This is a genomic window from Melioribacteraceae bacterium (assembly GCA_035362835.1).
Taxonomy (GTDB): Bacteria; Bacteroidota; Ignavibacteria; order Ignavibacteriales; family Melioribacteraceae; genus DSXH01.
Window position 1 is genome coordinate 1,339,111 of sequence record DAOSDY010000001.1, and the last position, 19,457, is coordinate 1,358,567.

A 19,457-nucleotide genomic window follows, 5' to 3' on the forward strand; every position below is an offset into this window, starting at 1 on the left:
ATCAGAGATGAAATACATTCTGAGATTTCTATTTCTCTTTGCAGCATTTTACTCTCTCAACGCGCAGGTGATTGATACAACATTATTCAACGGTTTAGAATACCGGGGTATCGGCCCCTACCGCGGCGGGAGGTCCGGCGCTGTTACTGGAGTTCCATCTAATCCGAACCTGTTTTATTTTGGAGCCACCGGCGGCGGTGTCTGGAAAACTGAAAACGCAGGAACAACATGGCAGAATATATCGGACGGATTTTTCGGCGGCTCCATCGGAGCGATTGAAGTAAGTACATGGGATCCTAACATTATATACGTTGGAACCGGCGAAGAGACAGTCCGCGGAAATGTATCGAGCGGAAATGGAATGTGGAAAAGCGAAGATGCCGGAAAGACCTGGTCGTTTATTGGTCTCGAAGATTCAAGACATATAACGGATATAGTGATTCACCCCAAAAATCCCGACCTGGTTTACGCCTCATGTCTCGGTCACCTTTACGGACCGAACGAAATGAGAGGAATTTACAGAAGTATTAACGGCGGCAAAACATGGGAGAGAATTCTCTTCATAAGTAAGTATGCCGGAACAGCAGACATTATTATGGATCCATCCAACCCGCGTGTTCTTTATGCGGCCGCATGGCGTGTGATTAGAACTCCTTACAGTCTCGAAAGCGGAGGTGAAGGATCTGGACTCTGGAAATCGACCGACGGCGGTAATACATGGAAAGAGCTTACATATAAAAAAGGATTACCGAAAGGTATAATCGGGAAGATCGGAGTATCCGTTTCGCCTTTAAATCCTAATCGTGTTTATGCAATAATAGAAGCCGAAGAGGGTGGAGTATTCAGATCCGATAACGGCGGCGAAACCTGGCGGAAATTGAATGAAGATAGAAATCTGAGACAGCGCGCCTGGTACTATACCAGAATCTATGCGGATACCAAAGACATCGATAAAGTTTATGTGCTGAATGTTTCTTTCTGGCGATCCAAAGACGGCGGAAAATCATTCGAATCTATTTCAACTCCTCACGGAGATCATCATGATCTCTGGATAAATCCCGACAATTCCGATATAATGGTTATAGGAGATGACGGCGGCGCACAGGTTACTCTTGACGGCGGAAAATCCTGGAGCACATATCATAATCAGCCCACGGCCCAGTTCTACCGTGTTACAACCGATAATACTTTTCCATACAGAATTTATGGCGCTCAGCAGGATAACAGCACGGTAAGAATCTATCATCGTACCGAGGGCGGAAGTATCGGGGAGAGGGAATGGGAAAACACAGCCGGTTCTGAAAGCGGATGGCTCGCACCCGATCCTAAAAATAATGATATCGTATACGGCGGAAATTACGGCGGATACATCGGAATGGTTAATCATAAAACCGGCGAACGGAGGACTGTTAATGTCTGGCCGGATAACCCGATTGGTCACGGCGCCGAGGGAATGAAATACCGGTTCCAATGGAATTTCCCGATTCTATTTTCAATTCACGATCCGAACATTTTATATGCTGCAGGTAATATTCTTTTCAAATCTTCGAACGGCGGCGAAAGCTGGACTGCTATAAGTCCCGACCTCACAAAAAACGACACGACCAAATTAAAACCCTCCGGCGGACCGATAACAAAAGACAATACAAGCGTAGAATACTATTGTACAATCTTTGCTTTAGCCGAGTCACCTTTAAAACCGGGAATTATATGGACGGGAAGCGATGACGGACTAATCCATCTTACCACGGATAACGGAAATAAGTGGATCGATGTAACGCCTCAGCGCTCTCTTCTTCCGGAATGGGCGCAGATCAACAGCATCGAAGCAGATCCGTTTAACGAAGGGGGATTATATGTCGCCGCAACTAGATACAAACTCGACGACTATTCACCCTATCTATTAAAAACCTCCGATTCAGGGAAGACCTGGAAAAAAATTACTGACGGAATAAACTCAAAACACTTTACCCGGGTTATAAGAGCGGATGTGAAACGCAAAGGACTTCTCTTTGCCGGAACCGAGGAGGGAGTTTACATTTCATTCAATGATGGCGGGAACTGGCAGCCGTTCCAGCAGAATCTTCCTGTCGTTCCGATTACAGATCTTACAATTAAAAATGAGGATCTTATTGTTGCCACACAGGGAAGATCATTCTGGATTATGGACGATATTTCTCCGCTCCGTCAGTTAACAGGGGAAATTGAAAAGAAGAATTTCCATCTCTATTCACCAAGGACTTCGTTTAGAATCGGCGGCAGCTCGAGAAGCGACGCAACATTATTCGGAAAAAATCTTCAGAGCGGTGTTATTCTATACTATTATTTTAAAGATCAGCCGGACAGCAATTCTGTTGAACTCAAATTCTATGATAAGAACAAAAATTTGATAACATCCTTCAAACCGAAATCGAAGGAGAGATCGGAAATTATTCCGGTAAAAAAAGGATTGAACCGTTTCATATGGAATATGCGCTATAAAGACGCTGAAAGATTCGACGGAATGATTCTCTGGTCCTCCGGTGGATTGAGAGGCCCGCTCGCCGTTCCCGGAAATTATAATGCCGTGCTGGTAAGCGGAAAAGATTCTGTTTCTGTTCCGTTCGAGATTGTTAATGATCCGCGCTCGTCTTCCGGAAACGATGATTTGCAAATGCAGTTCGATTTCTTAGTATCTGCGCGGGACAAACTTACTGAAACTCATAATGCCGTAAAACAGATAAGGACAATCCGTAAGCAGCTTAATGAAATTAAAGAAAGATTTAAAGACCGTAAAGATTCGGATGCCGTTAAAAAAATGAACGAGAAAATTTCTGGCGGGCTTACACAGATTGAAGAAACGCTTTATCAGACAAAAAATAAGAGTCCGCAGGATCCACTCAACTATCCGAACAGACTTAACGACAAGCTTGCTTCACTCGCGTCGGATATGAGCACCGGCAGCTTCAGACCAACCGGGCAGGCGGTTGAATTGAAAATGGAATTGTTCTCAAAGATTGATACTCAACTTGATAAACTTAAATCTATAATTGAAAACGAGATTCCTGAGTTTAACAGAATTATTAAAGAAGCCGATCTTCCGGCCATAATTGTAAAGTAATTATTGTCCGGCTGTTTCTTTTATCAACTTAAGCGGGGATTCTCCGTAATTAAAGAAGGGGGTATTTATGAAGTACAGAATTTCTGTTTTTATTTTTCTTTCGCTGATGATTGTTTCGTTATCGGCTCAATCGGGAAAAGTAGAATCGGTTGACGGTGTAGAGATTTCTTATAGTGTATCGGGAGATGGAGAAACAGCACTTGTTTTTGTTCACGGCTGGAGCTGCGATAAATCCTACTGGAAACATCAGGTCGGTAATATAGGCGCTGATTACAAGTTAGTATTTATCGATCTCGCGGGTCACGGTCAGTCGGGAACGGATCGGAAGGATTATAAGATCGAACTCTTCGGGGATGATGTCGTATCCGTAGTAAATAATCTCGGTTTGAAAAAAGTAATTCTTATCGGCCATTCTATGGGAGGTTCAGTTGTTCTCGAAGCTGCTGTAAAACTGAAAGGTGTAGTAATCGGGTTAATAGGGGTGGATACATTTCAATCGTTTACAGATGATTGGACAGCGGAACAGAAGGAGGGATTCCTGAAATCTTTCGAGAATGATTTTATAGGTACTGCAAAGGGATTTGTCCGCTCGATGTTTCCTCAAACTGCGGATGCCGATTTAGTAGCAGAAATTGAAAGAGATATGTCCTCGGCGCCGCCGGAAGTTGCGTTGAGCGCAATGAGAAATTTATTCTATTACAACCCGATACCCGCACTTAACGCTCTCGATCTTCCGCTGATCTCTATTAATTGCGATATGTATCCCGTGTCTGTTGAAAAAAACGGGAAGCATGTTAAGGATTATGAAGTCAAATTCATGAAAGGAGTCGGTCATTTTCTTATGATTGAAAGACCGGATGAGTTTAACGAGTTATTATCCGGGTCGGTTTCATCATTAATTAAAAAATAAGAGTTGCTGAAATGAAAAAGTTAATTCCTGCAATTCTACTTTTCCTGTTATGCACTGTAAATATTTCTACGGCACAAAAGGATTATCCGATACAGCCGGTGGCTTTCACACAGATTCAGATCCTCGATGGTTTCTGGTTCGATAGAATGGAAATCAACAGGACAGTTACAATCCCATATGCAATAAAGATGTGCGAGACAACCGGACGGGTTCAAAACCTTGAAATTGCAGCGGGATTGAAGAGCGGCGAGTATTGTACTCGCTATCCGTTTGACGAATCGGATATTTATAAGGTTATCGAGGGGGCATCCTACTCTCTTATGCTTAAGCCCAATAAAAACCTTGAAAGGAAATTGGACGAGCTGATAGAAATTATCGGCAAGGCACAGGAGGAGGACGGATACCTTTACAGCGCACGCACAGGCAGATCGGAAAAAATGAGAGGATCAATCGGTCCGGATCGCTGGTCGAATCTTCAATGGAGTCATGAGCTTTATAACGTCGGCCATCTCTACGAAGCTGCCGTTGCGCATTTCCTGGCAACTAAAAAGAAATCCTTTCTCAATATTGCCCTGAAGAATGCAAATCTTATCAGTAATACCTTCGGTCCGGGAAAGATTGAACTCCCTCCGGGTCATCAGGAAATTGAGATTGGTCTTGTAAAATTATACCGCCTTACTAAAGATGAAAAGTATCTGAACCTTGCACGGTATTTTTTAGATATAAGGGGCAGGGGAAAAGATCTGAACGGGAGGGAATCGTGGGGCGAATACGCACAGGATCATAAACCGGTAATCGATCAGGATGAAGCCGTGGGGCACGCAGTACGTGCGGCTTACATGTATTCGGCAATGGCAGATGTTGCAGCACTTACAGGGGATAGCTTATATGTAAAAGCACTCGACAGAATCTGGGAGAATGTTGCAGGTAAAAAATTATATCTTACCGGTGGACTCGGTGCTACAGGATCCTGGGAGGGCTTTTTGGGAAATTACGATCTCCCGAACGCGAGCGCATATAACGAGACATGTGCTTCAATCGCAAATATATTCTGGAACCACAGAATGTTCCTGCTTAAAGGAGAGTCGAAATATATTGACCTGCTTGAACGGACTCTCTACAATTCTCTCCTCTCGGGAATATCGATCAGCGGCGATAAATTTTTCTATCCCAATCCGCTTGAATCATTTGGAACTCACGAACGAAGCGCCTGGTTCGAGTGTGCCTGCTGCCCCGGTAATGTTACCCGGTTCGTCTCTTCAATTGCAAATTATATTTATGCTGTAAGTAAAAATGAAATTTATGTCAATCTATACATGAATAACCGTGCGGATTTGAAAATTGAAGGCGGCGAAATCGGGATTGTTCAGAAAACAAAATATCCGTGGGAAGGAAGAATTGAATTAACCATCGGTCTGAAAAAAAATCAAAGTCAGTTTGCGGTCAATCTCAGACTTCCCGGGTGGATAAGGGATGAGGTAGTTGCATCCGATCTCTATAAATATATTGACAAGCAGAAAAGGAATTTTGAAATCCTTGTAAACGGCAATCCGGCTGATTTTACTTTAGTGAATGGTTTTGTAAAAATCGATCGTGTCTGGAAAAGAAACGATAGAATAGAAATTAATTTTCCGATGGAAGTTAAACGGATTATTGCGAACGATAAAGTAGAAGCAGACCGCGGAAGAATTGCTCTTCAGCGCGGTCCGCTTGTTTATTGCGCTGAAGGAATCGATAATGGCGGATATGTAAGAAATATTCTTTTTAATGATGATGTTAAGTTCAGCACCCAATACCGCTACAATCTCCTGAACGGTATAGAGGTTATAACCGCAAAGGCGTGCGGAGTAAAACTTGCTGAAGACCGGGTCTCGCTTCAGAAAATAAGACAGAACTTTGTTGCAATTCCATATTATGCATGGGCGCATAGGGGAAGAACCGAAATTAGTGTCTGGTTTGCGGCAAACATAGATGCAGTTCGGCCGCTTCACGGTCCCAACCTTCTTACAAACGCTAAAATCCGCTCATCATCCGGAAAAAATCCCGAAGTAATTATAGATCTGCTTGAACCGGCAAGCTCCGCGGATCACTCCTTCCCGTTCCTCCATTGGTGGCCAAATAAAGGAACCACGGAATCGATCCAAATCGATTTTCAGAAGTCCGAAGAGATCTCACAGGTGGAAGTCTACTGGTTCGATGATACGGGAATTGGCGAATGCAGAACTCCGGAATCTTGGAAAGTATTTTATATGGACGGAGATAAATGGCGGCTCGTCTATACTGTTGATCCGTACGGAGTTGAAAAAGATAAATACAACAGTGTTGTTTTTGAAACTGTTAGAACAGGAGCGTTTAAGATCGAAATTAAATCGCAGCGGAATTTCGCCGGCGGTATTCACGAAATAAAATTAAAATAGAAGGAGAGTTTTATGTACAGATCTATCAACGATTTTCTGGATGACTGGAAATACGAATCCGAATCGACAGTCAAGTTATTCACTAATATCACAGATCAGAAAAAAAATCAAAAGGTAACCGAAGACGGAAGGTCCCTCGGCTACATTGCGTGGCATATTACTCAAAGTCTTCCGGAAATTATGCACCGGCTTGGATTTAAATTTGCAACCTATAACGAGCAGAAGCCGGAACCGGAAAAGTTTTCTGATGTTATTTCTTTTTATAATCTTTATGCCGGCCAGATCTCTGATCAATTGAAAGAGAACTGGACTGACGAAACATTGTTAAACGAAACCGATCTTTACGGGGAGACCTGGAAATTGGGCAAAGTACTTTCAATGCTCGTTATTCATCAGGCGCATCATCGGGCACAAATGACAGTCCTTATGAGGCAGGCTGGTTTACCGGTAACTGGCGTCTACGGTCCGTCCAGGGAAGAATGGGCTGCTATGGGAATGGAACCCCAGGTATAACACTAAATCGACTTTTTATTATATTTGCCGACAAAAAAATCAGAGGTGTATCATCGCAAAGGGACAGAACGATACGGTAGAAAAAATTGTATCTCTTGCAAAGAGAAGGGGATTTGTATTTCAATCGAGTGAAATATACGGAGGTTTGAACGGATGCTGGGATTACGGCCCGCTCGGCGTGGAACTCCTTAAGAATGTAAAAGAGGAATGGTGGAAATCGATGACTTACCGAGAAGATGTGGAGGGTCTCGACGCATCAATCCTTATGCACCCGCGGGTTTGGGAGGCAAGCGGACACGTAGAGAATTTTACCGATCCGATGATAGACTGCAAGCAATGTAAAGCACGGTTCAGACTCGATACTTTAACCGAACTGATCTCCGAAAAGAATAAAGAGAAGGCGTTAAAAGAATTCGATCCAGCGGTTTTAGCCGGCGATGGAACGCTTGACGACAAATTCACGTCTCTGCTAGAGGATTCTGATAAAGCGATGTCTCTCCTGGCTCTCCTCGGCTGTCCCCAGTGCGGCAACAAAGGTACATTCACGCAGCCGCGGAAATTCAATCTGATGTTTAAGACTTTTCTGGGACCCGTTGAAGATTCATCAAATATAATTTATCTCCGCCCGGAAACAGCCCAGGGAATTTTTGTTAACTTTTTGAATGTTGCAAACTCAAGCCGTCAGAAGGTACCTTTCGGAATTGCGCAGATAGGCAAAGCATTCCGGAATGAAATTAATACCAAAAATTTCCTCTTCAGGACAAGGGAATTTGAACAGATGGAAATGCAGTATTTCTGTAAACCCGGAACCGATAAGAAGCATTATGACGAATGGAAAGAAAGAAGAATCGGCTGGTTCAAATCACTGGGAATGACTGAAAGCAAACTCCGTTTTCACGATCACCCGAAGGAAAAACTCGCTCACTACGCAAAAGAAGCAACCGATATTGAATATGAATTCCCGTTCGGATGGGGCGAGATTGAAGGAATTCATAACCGCACCGATTTTGACCTCGGAAGGCATCAGGAATATTCGGGTAAATCGCAGCTCTACTTCGATGATGAGACGAAAGAGAAATACATTCCCTTTATAATAGAAACTTCGGCCGGCGCAAGCCGATCCTTTATGGCGTTCCTGATCGATGCATATTATGAAGAAGAAGTAAACGGCGAGTTGAGGAGCGTTTTAAGATTTCACCCGAAGCTGGCTCCTATAAAAGCAGCGGTTCTTCCACTTGTTAATAAGGACGGCATGCCTGAGATCGCGCGCAAAATAGAAGCGGAACTCAGACCTTTCATAAGAATCTTTTACGATGACAAGGGCGCGATCGGAAGGAGATACCGCAGAATGGATGAAGCCGGCACTCCCTTCTCTATTACAGTCGATACGCAGACTACCCAGGACCAGACTGTTACGGTTAGAGAGCGCGACTCGATGAACCAGCTACGTGTTAATATCGATCAGCTTCTTAATTATCTCACTCAAAAGCTTCGTTAAATTGAAAAAAGGGATGCCCCAGGGCATTCCCTTTAAAAATATTTTTCTCCCTCCATTTAACTTTTCATATTTTCAGTCGTATCATAGATTGAAAAAAGAAATTAATTGATGCCGAACGGAATTACAGAAGAAGAGCTTTCTCTGCTTATCCAGAATACTAAAAACGGGGATCTCCGTTCATTCGAACTAATTGTCAAATCGTTTCAGAGGTATACAATGACTATTGCATTTAGAATCTTGTATGACGAGAACGATGCCAGAGATATAGTTCAGGAGGGATTCATTAGGGTCTGGAAGCATATCGGCAATTACAATCACGCAATTAAATTTTCTACCTGGCTCTACAAAATTATAGTAAATCTTTCCATCGATCGGTTGAAAAGCAGAAAAAAGCTGAGCCGTTTCTTCTTCAAATCATCGGAAGAGATTGATCCCGTAGATTGTTCGGATCTGGAAAGAGAGTATTCGAACAAAGAGACTGCCGGGCTTATAAAACTTTTTGCGGGAAAATTGCCGGAAAAACAGAGGGTGATTTTTGTTCTGAGGGATCTGGAGGAATTATCCGTAAGCGAAGTTGCCGATATAACAGGTCTCTCGGAATCTTCCGTTAAAACAAATCTTTTCCATGCCCGCAGAAATATCAGAGAAAAAATTATCGGTTATGAAAATGAAAAATGAATGTGATGAGATCCGCAGCCGGATATTGATTTCAGAAATAAATCCGGAAGATTCTGAAGATAAAAGATTAATCCTGACGCATATTGAAAATTGCGGCGGGTGTAAAACTCTGTTTGAAAAAGTGAAACAGGCCGACCGAATAATAAATATTATGAAAAAATCGCCGGACAATTTTGAGAATGAAGAAGACATTGTTATGGATGTGTTAGAGAGTCTGAAGAATCACTCCCCTTCCGGCCGTGTGAGCATAATTGATTTAATAAACGGATTTATTTTGGGTCGGAAAGCAAGAGTTTCATTCGCACTCGCACTTTTTTTTATAGTTGCGGTGTTTATATTTCAAAATTACAGTGACGCATCAAAGATTTCCGATCTGGAAAAGAGATTTGGTTCGAGATGGACTGAAAGTAATAATACCGCTTCGGTCTTAAGTGAGGAAGCGGATCTCCTCGGAGCCTTCCGCAGGATCTACAAGTTTATTTCCGGTGAAACGGATTATCTGGATATAAATAAATCATGGGTTCTTTTGAGGAAGGACAGAATTATTCCGTTATTAAAAACTCTCGGTCAATTTGAGGAGAATGAATTAAAAAAAATAATTGAGTTGAATTCCAGGCTTCCGGTCGATAAAGAAACGGCATTTAATTCACGTATCGGTCGTGACGAAATAGAGTTTTTAAAAAATTATCTTCAATTGCTGGAGGATGAATTAAGCAGGAGGGGAAAGAAATGAAAAAATTTAATTCCACTATCATAGTAATCTTACTAATTGCGGGGATTAGCGGATGTAAAAAGGAATATAAGACAGTAACGAAAGTGAATCCCGACGGCTCCTGCGAAAGGACGGTAATTGCAAGAGTTGATTCTTCTGGCCTGAAGGATGTCTCATTCCCTTTTCCGCAGGACTCCAGCTGGAATGTGGAATTCAAATTGATGGAAGGCGACACTCAAAAAGTCTTTGTTGCCCGGAAAACTTTCGATGATGTAAACGCGATTGACAATAATATTGCGGGAGATGGGAAAATCAGTACAACCCTGAACCTCGAAAAGAATTTCCGCTGGTTTTTTACATACCTCCGCTACACTGAAACGTACAAATCCTATAACCGATTCAACCGGATTGCGCTGAAGGATTTTCTTAGCAGCGCTGATTATGCATTGTATGAAGCCGGCGATACCTCCGGTTATTTGTCTGATAAGCTCGATTCCTATTTTGAAGAGAACCTGTTTCAGGAATTCTTTTCCCAATTAATGAATGAGATCGGAAAATTGAATGATCCGTTAATTACTGAGGATTTGTTCGATAAAAGAAAAAACGAATTAAAGGATAGCCTGCTTGCCGGCCCGGGCGATACTCAGAGTATTATGCGAAGCATAAAGAACATTTATAAAATTACCCGGGTTGAATATCTGTCGGCCGCGATTGAACGGATAATGCAGAATATCAATAACGGGCTGGAATTTATGGGCGGTGCTGACGGGGATTATATTAATGAGGTTATTATGCCCGGAATTATTCTTAATACAAACGCCGATGCGCTGGAAGGAAATAAAGCCGGGTGGAAGTTTAATGAAAAGAGATTCTTCTATTCCGACTTTTCAATGACAATCGAATCGAGAATCATTAATATGTGGGCAATCTATATTACAGCGGGATTTGTATTGTTAATTGTTCTATTGCTTTTAACACCCCGGTTAAAAAAGTCGGGAAGCAGATGATTGCTACCTGTATAAAAACCATTCGATACATTTGGGGTCGTAAACAGAATTTTCTGACTTTGGAACGTAGGAGGGAATTTCGAAAAGTTCACCTATCAGCCATAATTTTCTGTACGATTCAATTTCCATTTTGAAGCATGGACCGAGAGCTTCCGGATGACTTTTTAGAGGGACGCCGGAGTTAAGCGATTTCATAATATCGGACAATGCCTGTTCATCAGCGTAGTAACGTATAAGTGCGCTTAGACTGCCGTTGGAAACCAGCAGCGATTCCGTTAGAGATCTTTTGAAGAGGTTTTTCATAAGATCATCAAGCGATTTACTCCCGCCGGTATTATTTATGATTATAGTATTCAGGTTATGCGCAATTATATCCCCGCGCATGTAGGGGAGTTTCATAATGTTAAAATTACTCCAGAATTCGTTTACTACTCTTTCATTTTTTTCATTTCGGACCGGGGATGTATTGTATGCATAAAGAATCCGGTTGTAATCCTCTACATATTCCGGAAGCGTTATCAAACCGGATCTTAATAAAAGCAGTCGGGTATAGTAATCGCAGAATCCTTCTTTGAACCAGTAAACAAGCTGTTCCGGCTCAGCAAATTTTATTTTATCACCTAGCCATGTATGAAAAAACTCGTGAGCAATTAACCTTTTCAACCGCAGATCGACGATCCTGTTTTTTGATAGGAAGAATGAGTATGAATTTGTTCGTTGCAGGCCGATCTGATCGCCCCTTCCTTCAATTGGTAAAACGGTTATCAGGAAATAAGGGAAGTTGTGGTCGTCCCAGAAATCCCGCTCCTCTTTCAGGATTGTCTTAACAAGCTCAAGAAACTGCTCATCGCTGAAATTCCATTTCCCGCGGATTGAAAGTAATACCGGATAATTGTCAATGTTTTTTTTGGATATCCGGAAATCGCCCCCTGTAAATATCGAATAGGAGAATTTTGCGAGAGATGTTTTGATGTTCTGTATTTTTTCATTTATACCGAAGCTGTTTGCGAGATTCCAGTTTGAAGGTATATGGTTCCAGCCTATTCTTATTCTCCACTCTTTATACCAGTCCCACGCCGGTAGTATGAAAAATGTTTCGCTAAGTATATGGAAATAGGTCCGGTTCAGTGTTACCATGTATTGATTGCCGAGCTCGATATCGTCGTCCCGTATTTCTTCAATCTGGTAGTAGATTCTTACCTGCCGGCCGGGCATATATTTTATTATTTTCTGGTCGGGTACTTCGGTATCGATTATTGTTGTGTTCTCTGTGAGCGGTTTTAAGAATTTAATGCCGTCGATATTTTTTTGTCCGCGGAATTCATTCGGCAGTATTATTCTTGTTTCTCCGTTTTTCTCTCCGGTAAATTCCATTACAACAATAAAACGGAAAATATTAATATCGTAAAAAGGTTCGATCGAGTAGCTGATATCAAATCCCTGATCGTTTAAGATCCGTTCCCTGCCTGTATTTTCAAATAACGGAAAGGCGGATTGATCCGCACCCGTCATAAAAAATACAAACAGAGAAGAAATTACTGAAAGAATAGTAGATCTAAGATTCATTTATTTCCGGATTCTTTAAACCGCTTAAATGCGGACGTATTATTACAAAAATCCGCCTTGAAATGAAATACAAATTGTTATGGGTAAAACGGAGAACAATAAGGTTTAACCGGTACCGGTTTCTGAAACTGAAAGGAGAAATCTGTCTTAATAATTCTTAAAGCCTTATAAAGCAATATATTGTCCCGCTAAGGGTAAAATTAGAATATGATGTCCATATGAAAAAGAATTTCCAGTTTAAGAACAATTTACTTGAAAATATCGTCTAATTACTGAACTTTTACTGGTGTGTTTTACAAAATTTAGAACTAAAAATAAAATGTATCCCCCGGTAGAATTCTTCCCGATAAAAATTAATTAACTTGATCAAATAAAAATCAAAAGGTAGCAGGATGAAACTTAAGATATTGATTGTAATGATAATCTTTGGATTTGTGGTTTCGAACGCACAAACCAGGAAAATCGATTTTATTCAGTACAAACTTGATAACGGACTGAATGTTATCCTTCATCAGGATAATACAACGCCGATTGTAGCCGTTTCGGTTCTTTATCATGTTGGAAGCAAGAATGAGGATCCGGAAAGAACCGGATTCGCCCACTTCTTTGAACATCTGATGTTCGAAGGTTCCCCTAATATTAAAAGGGGAGAATATTTTAAGATAATTGAGTCGGCCGGCGGAGAGTTGAATGCCAATACATCGTTCGACCGGACATTCTATTACGAAGTCCTTCCTTCACACCAGTTGGAGCTTGGGCTCTATATGGAATCGGAGAGAATGCTTCATCTTAAAATAGACAGCGTCGGTGTTGAGACTCAAAGGAAAGTTGTAAAGGAGGAGAGAAAACAGAGTTATGAAAACCGTCCCTACGGGTCCCTCCTGGAAAAACTTTTCGGGAATGCTTATAAAGTTCATCCGTACCGCTGGACCCCGATCGGAATTGCGCAGTATATCGATATGGCAACGCTCGACGAATTTATAGCTTTCTATAAAAAATTCTACGTTCCTCAGAATGCAACTTTATCAATTGCAGGGGATATCGATATTAACAAAACCAGGGATCTGGTGAAAAAATATTTCGGAGAAATTCCTGCCGGCAAGGAAAAAATTGAACGGACAAAAATTGTTGAACCGCCTCAGACTGCCGAAGTAAGGGAAATAGTATACGATAGGGTGCAGCTGCCCCTCGTTCTTCATGCTTATCATATTCCGGCACAGGGTACTCCGGATTATTATGCATTGAATCTTCTGACCACGGTATTATCCGGCGGGGAAAGCTCGAGATTAACTAAAGAAATAAAGGATAAGCAGCAGAAAGCGTTTTTTGTCGGTTCGATTCCTCTTGCCCTTGAAGATCCGGGACTCTTCATTGTTTACGGATTGACCAATGTTGGTGTAAAGCCTGAAGAGCTTGAAGCCGCTTTTGAATCTGAGATTGAAAAAGTAAAGAAAGATCTTATTACTGAAACAGAATTTCAGAAAGTAAAAAATCAGATAGAAACCCAATTTGTAACCAGAAATTCGACTATGCAGGGTATTGCGGAATCCCTGGCCAACTATTTTATCTACTTCGGAAATTCCAATCTGATCAATACTGATCTTCAGAATTATATGAAGGTAACCAGAGAGGACATTAGAAAAGTGGCAAATAAATATTTTACTAAAGAGAACAGAGTGGTTCTTTACTATCTTCCAAAACCGGCTGATAGCAAATAAAATAATTTTGATAAAACGGGAGTAATAAAATGAAGAGGTTATTTCTTTTAATTTTTGCATTTATTGTAGCGTTTCCGGTCTTCGGTCAGCTAGACAGAAGCAAATTACCGCCTCCTGGTCCGGCGTCGGAAATAAAAATTGCGAACTATGAATCGTTCGAACTGAAAAACGGATTAAAAGTTTTTGTTATTGAAAACAGAAAACTTCCAAGGGTCTCTTTTAACCTGATACTTGACGTTGACCCCGTGCTTGAAGGAAAAAACGCAGGATACATTTCGGCCGCCGGCGAACTTCTGAGAACCGGTACGAAAAAGAGGACCAAAGACCAGCTCGATCAGGAAATTGATCTGCTGGGCGCCAGCCTCTCTACATCGTCTACCGGAATTTTTGCGTCCGGACTTGAGAAACACAAAGAGAAACTGCTCGAAATTATTTCCGATATCATTCTTAATTCCGATTTCAAGCAGGAGGAACTCGATAAAATCAAAAAGCAGATGCTCTCAAATCTGGCAACCACAAAAGACGATCCGAATTCCATTTCGCAGAGAGTAAGTAATGTATTGATGTTCGGAAGCGATCATCCTTACGGCGAAATTGAAACCGAGGAGAGCGTTAATTCCTATACCCTCGAGATGTGTAAAGATTATTATACTTCAAGTTTCAATCCAAAAGTTGCTTACCTGGCTATTGTAGGCGACATAAACCTTGCTAAGGCTAAACAACTTGTCGAAAAATATTTGAGCAAATGGCAGGCAAAGGATGTTCAAAAAAAGGATTATGCCACACCTAAGGCTCCGGTTGTAAATAAAGTTGCTCTTGTAGACCGGGAAAATTCAGTTCAATCCGTTATTGCAATCGGTTATCCGCTTGAATTAAAAGTCGGAAGCGAAGATGCTATTAAAGCAAGCGTTGTAAATTTGATTCTCGGCGGAAGCGCGACTGGCCGTTTGTTTATGAATCTGAGAGAGTCTAAAGCTTATACTTACGGAGCGTATTCGGGAATGAATCCAGACCGGCTTATTGGAAGCTTTGCCGCATTTACTCAGGTGAGAACAAGCGTAACCGATAGTGCAATTACTGAAATACTGAATGAGATGAAAAAGATAAGAAATGAAAAAGTAAGCGAGGATGAATTACAGAAAGCTAAAAACCTTCTCTCGGGTAATTTTGTAAGAAGCCTCGAATCACCCGAAACAATCGCAAGATTTGCCATTAATACGGCCCGTTATAATCTTCCAAAAGATTACTATAAAAATTATCTGAAAACTCTGAACGGATTTACAGCAGATGATATTTATACCGCGGCTAAAAAATTTATTAAACCTAACAATCTTCATATTATTGTTGTGGGCAACGGTCAGGAGATTGCAAAAAATATTTCAAAGTTCAGTGTTAGCAGTAAAGTAGATTATTTTGATATTAACGGTAATCTTTTCGATCCTTCTTCCAAGAAAATTCCTGCAGGCGTTACAGCCGGTGATATATTGAATAAATACGTCGAGGCTATCGGCGGTAAAGAGAATATTCTGAAGGTAAACGATAAGGTTACAAAATTGTCTGGAACCGTTCAGGGAATGAACCTCACCATTACAATCAATCAGAAAGAGCCGAATAAACTTTATCAGCTTCTCGACGCAGGAGTATTTCAGCAGAAAACAGTTTTTGACGGTGAGAAGGGGTATACTGAAGGAATGGGACAGAGAACCGATCTCGCCGGTGATCAGCTTGAAGATATGAAAGATAATTCTTTGCACAACATGCTTACTTACGACGAAAGAGGTGTTAAATATGAACTGACCGGAATGGAAACCATAAACGGAAAAGAGGCTTATAAAATTTCTTTCACACAGCCGAACGGCAAGAAAAGCACGGCATACTACTCGGTTGAAACAGGATATTTAATCAGAACCGCCAGTTCAGTTTCTACCGAGCAGGGTACTTTTAACCAGGTAATTGATATGGACGATTACAGGGAGGTGAAAGGTGTAAAATATCCTTTCAAAATGACCCAATCCTTCGGACCTCAGACTATTGAGTTGACTGTCTCCTCCATAGAAATTAATACAGGCCTTCCCGACTCGCTATTCGAAGTGAAATAAGCTTTTTGAATCTGTTTTAGAAGAAAAAAGCCGCATTGCTAAAAATGCGGCTTTTTTTATTGTGCGCACCTCAAAAAAATTTTCTTAAGGATTATGAAACTTTTGTAAGTTTGGAAACGACTTAAACAACAATTGTTTCCGGGGGAACTATAAAAAGATTCCCGGTGTTCTGTTACTGAATCAATCATAGGTGACAATGGCTTACGATATTGAGGTAAAACAAAGAATACTTACTAAAGCAGAAGAAATGTTTTTTCAGTTCGGCTTTACAAAGGTTACTATGGAGGAAATCGCTTCTCTTCTCTCGATCAGCAAGAAGACGCTGTACAAACATTTCAATAACAAGGAGCATATTCTAAAAGAAATTGTTCAAAACAAAAAATGCGAAATAGAAACTTTCGTAGATAAACTGGTTGCCGATAATAGCATCGATTTTGTTGAGAAGCTGAATAAGTTTCTGAGCTTTATTACATCACACTTTTCAAAATTATCCCATCCGAATTTTCAGGACCTTGTTAAAAGTCACCCCGATATATGGAACGATATACAGGCTTTCAGAAGGAAGAATGCATATCTCTGTTTTTCAAAGCTGATAAATCAGGGAAAAGAGAGCGGTGTTTTTAGAAATGACTTTAACAGCGATGTAGCGGTTCAACTCTATTTCTCGGCTATCCACGGCATGCTAAATCTCGAATCTCTTGCCCGGTTGCCGGTGACGGCAAACGAAGCCTATACCGATATTGTAAAAATTTTATTTGAAGGAATCTTTTCCGATAAAGGAAGAGAGAAATATCGTAACACAAATCTGATAAACGAAAATAATGGAGTCTCTTTAACATGAGGTACACCAAATATGTTTTTCTTTTTTTAGGATTATTGTTTTTTAACGGGTCTATTCCTGCACAGGAAAAAATCTCACTTTCTATCGGTCAGGCTATAGAAATCGGTCTGAAGAACAGCAAGACTCTTCATTCGTCCCTGATGAAAGTGAAAAGCGCACAGTCAAAAGCAAAGGAATCCAACGCACTCCGGCTTCCGTCTCTTAAACTGAATGCCGGTTACAGAAGACTTAGTGAGGTTGATCCGTTTATCATCAATACTCCGTTCGGGTCTTTTCCGATTGCGCCGGGTATCTTCGATAATTATTCGGCACAACTCTCCCTGTTTCAGCCTCTCTTTACCGGTTTCCGGCTTGCGGGAAATCTAACCATGAATGAAGAATTGGCCAACGCTGTAAACGAGGATTATAACAGGGATAAAAGCGAACTCATCTTTAATATCCGGAATTCCTACTGGAGTGTTTATAAAGCAATTCAATTTAAAAAACTAATGGACGAAACTGTCGACCAGATTAAAGCACATCTCGATGACGCAAGGAATCTTGAAAAAGCAGGTATGATTACTCGCAACGATATACTCAAAATCGAGGTGCAATTGTCGAACGCTCTTTATCAGCAGGTTGATGCTGAAAATGCCGTTAAGCTCTCAACAGTTGCCCTCAATAATGTAATCGGAATCCCGCTCGATACACATATCGAAATCTCTTCTGAGGCAAACAAAGCCGGATATTCAGCCGGACAATTAATCACCCTTATCAATGAAGCGATTGAAAGAAGACCCGAGCTTAAAGCTGCTGATTCAAGAATTAAAGCAGGCGAAGCGGGCGTTACCCTCGCCAAATCCTCCTGGTACCCGCAAATCTCTCTTTACGGGAACTACTATTACTCGAAACCGAACCAGAGGATTCTTCCTACCCAAAACAGATTTGATGCAACATGGGACGCGGGAGTAAACATAAGCATGAATGTATGGGACTGGTTTACAACAAAGCATCAGACTGACCAGGCGGAAGCGCAGCTTGCCCAGGCGGTTGACGGATTCGGTTTAATCAAGGACGGTATTACAATGGAAGTAACTCAGAATTATCTTAATGTTAATCAGGCCGAAAGAAAAATTTCAATTGCAAAACTGAGCGTTGAACAGGCAGAGGAAAATTTAAGGGTTACTTCTCAAAAATTTAAAAACGGGCTCACAACAAGCTCGGAACTGATAGACGCAGAAACGGCTCTTATCGGCTCCAGAACAAATTACACAACATCGCTTGTGGATTATGAGCTTGCAAAAGCAAAACTTGAAAAATCAATCGGTAAATAAGAATATAATATTTGGAGAAATATAAAATGAAAAACTGGAAATTAATCCTGCTGTTTGCTGTAATTGTTATCGGCGTGGTTTCAATTCTGTTTATGAATAAAAAGAAAATGAATGCATCCAGCGTTGGCGGAATAAAGGACGTTTACTACGTAAAGGTTGAAAAAGCCGTTCAGAAGAATCTGGCAGAATCACTTAGTCTAGTCGGAACTGTCGCAGCAAACAACGATGTAAACATTATTTCTGAAACTTCCGGAAAAGTAACGGCCGTTTATATTAAAGTAGGAGATTATAAACCTGCCGGCTCTGTCCTTTTCCAGGTTGATGATGAACTCAGAAAAGCTGCTTTAATGAGCGCCGAAGCAAATTATGAGAAAGCAAAAAAAGATTTCGAAAGATTTCAATCTCTTCATAAGGAAAAGTCTGCTTCCGATTCTCAGTTAGATCAGATTAAGCTTGCCTATTCTCTTGCAGAGTCGCAGTATATTGTTGCAAAAAGACAATACAACGATACGCAGATCAAAACACCAATCTCCGGTTATGTAACCGCGAAATACGTTGACGTGGGCGCGATGCTTCAGGGTCCTCCGCAGCCTACGCTCGTTGCAAATATTGTGGATATCTCCAGACTGAAAGTAAAAATAAACGTAGCCGAAAAAGATGCTTTCATGATTAAAGCCGGAGATCCCGTTTCTGTAACCGTTGACGTTTATCCGGGTAATGTGTTTAAAGGAAGAATTGAATCGGTTAGTGCCAAGGCGGATGAAGCTCATACATATCCGGTTGAGATAAATGTTGTTAATGAAAGGGAAAATCCTCTTAAAGCGGGAATGTTTGCCAGGGTTGAATTTACTTCCATTAAAGATCGAAAATCGATAGTTATACCACGTGAGTCGCTAGTCGGGAGTATTAAACAGCCCCGGGTCTTTGTTGTGGAAAATGAAGTTGCGAAACTGCGCGACGTTGTGGTTGGTAACGAGTCCGGTGTGTTTGTAGAAATCCTTCAGGGTTTAATGGAAGGAGAAGAGATTATTGTAAACGGACAGAACAACATTGTTGATAACACCCGTGTAACGGTTATTAAGTAG

General features: G+C 41.2%; 14 protein-coding genes. 13 read left to right on the plus strand and 1 reads right to left on the minus strand.

Annotation, left to right across the window (positions count from 1 at the left end; translation table 11 throughout):
• The first annotated feature begins 7 nt into the window (after nt 1-7).
• The 8 genes from PLZ15_05640 (at nt 8) to PLZ15_05675 (ending at nt 10,835) form a co-directional block, all read left to right on the plus strand.
• Nucleotides 8-3,100: a hypothetical protein gene (locus PLZ15_05640; GenBank protein HOI29228.1), complete on the plus strand. Its 3,093-nt coding sequence runs from the start codon at nt 8-10 to the stop codon at nt 3,098-3,100.
• A 67-nt stretch (nt 3,101-3,167) separates the two neighbouring features.
• On the plus strand, nt 3,168-4,010 hold the full coding sequence (locus PLZ15_05645) for an alpha/beta hydrolase (protein ID HOI29229.1): 843 nt from the start codon (nt 3,168-3,170) through the stop codon (nt 4,008-4,010).
• Between the two features lie 11 nt (nt 4,011-4,021).
• Nucleotides 4,022-6,427, plus strand: a complete 2,406-nt coding sequence (locus PLZ15_05650; GenBank protein ID HOI29230.1) for a glycoside hydrolase family 127 protein — start codon at nt 4,022-4,024, stop codon at nt 6,425-6,427.
• A 12-nt stretch (nt 6,428-6,439) separates the two neighbouring features.
• Nucleotides 6,440-6,940: a DinB family protein gene (locus PLZ15_05655; GenBank protein HOI29231.1), complete on the plus strand. Its 501-nt coding sequence runs from the start codon at nt 6,440-6,442 to the stop codon at nt 6,938-6,940.
• An 85-nt stretch (nt 6,941-7,025) separates the two neighbouring features.
• Nucleotides 7,026-8,438 (plus strand): glycine--tRNA ligase, encoded by a 1,413-nt coding sequence (locus PLZ15_05660; GenBank protein HOI29232.1) that lies wholly within the window; start codon nt 7,026-7,028, stop codon nt 8,436-8,438.
• A gap of 108 nt (nt 8,439-8,546) precedes the next feature.
• Entirely contained in the window at nt 8,547-9,116 is a 570-nt protein-coding gene (locus PLZ15_05665; GenBank protein HOI29233.1) for a sigma-70 family RNA polymerase sigma factor, read from the plus strand.
• Nucleotides 9,106-9,849 (plus strand): hypothetical protein, encoded by a 744-nt coding sequence (locus tag PLZ15_05670; GenBank protein ID HOI29234.1) that lies wholly within the window; start codon nt 9,106-9,108, stop codon nt 9,847-9,849. The genes PLZ15_05665 and PLZ15_05670 overlap by 11 nt, the downstream gene beginning before the upstream one ends.
• Entirely contained in the window at nt 9,846-10,835 is a 990-nt protein-coding gene (locus PLZ15_05675; GenBank protein HOI29235.1) for a hypothetical protein, read from the plus strand. The genes PLZ15_05670 and PLZ15_05675 overlap by 4 nt, the downstream gene beginning before the upstream one ends.
• 3 nt (nt 10,836-10,838) lie before the next feature.
• Here PLZ15_05675 and PLZ15_05680 read toward each other — a convergent pair whose 3' ends face one another.
• Nucleotides 10,839-12,401 (minus strand): M1 family aminopeptidase, encoded by a 1,563-nt coding sequence (locus tag PLZ15_05680; protein HOI29236.1) that lies wholly within the window; start codon nt 12,399-12,401, stop codon nt 10,839-10,841.
• A gap of 392 nt (nt 12,402-12,793) precedes the next feature.
• On the opposite strand from PLZ15_05680, the gene PLZ15_05685 reads away from it, so the two are divergent.
• The 5 genes from PLZ15_05685 to PLZ15_05705 all read left to right on the plus strand — a co-directional run bounded on the left by PLZ15_05685 (nt 12,794) and on the right by PLZ15_05705 (nt 19,457).
• A complete protein-coding gene (locus tag PLZ15_05685; protein ID HOI29237.1) occupies nt 12,794-14,119 on the plus strand; it encodes a pitrilysin family protein in 1,326 nt (441 codons plus the stop codon).
• Between the two features lie 29 nt (nt 14,120-14,148).
• The gene (locus PLZ15_05690) at nt 14,149-16,218 is read left to right on the plus strand and encodes an insulinase family protein (GenBank protein HOI29238.1); all 2,070 of its coding nucleotides are present in this window, start codon (nt 14,149-14,151) and stop codon (nt 16,216-16,218) included.
• A 196-nt stretch (nt 16,219-16,414) separates the two neighbouring features.
• Complete coding sequence (locus PLZ15_05695) at nt 16,415-17,059, plus strand: TetR/AcrR family transcriptional regulator (GenBank protein HOI29239.1); 645 nt, start codon at nt 16,415-16,417, stop codon at nt 17,057-17,059.
• Nucleotides 17,056-18,372 (plus strand): TolC family protein, encoded by a 1,317-nt coding sequence (locus PLZ15_05700; protein HOI29240.1) that lies wholly within the window; start codon nt 17,056-17,058, stop codon nt 18,370-18,372. The genes PLZ15_05695 and PLZ15_05700 overlap by 4 nt, the downstream gene beginning before the upstream one ends.
• A 26-nt stretch (nt 18,373-18,398) precedes the next feature.
• Complete coding sequence (locus PLZ15_05705) at nt 18,399-19,457, plus strand: efflux RND transporter periplasmic adaptor subunit (protein ID HOI29241.1); 1,059 nt, start codon at nt 18,399-18,401, stop codon at nt 19,455-19,457.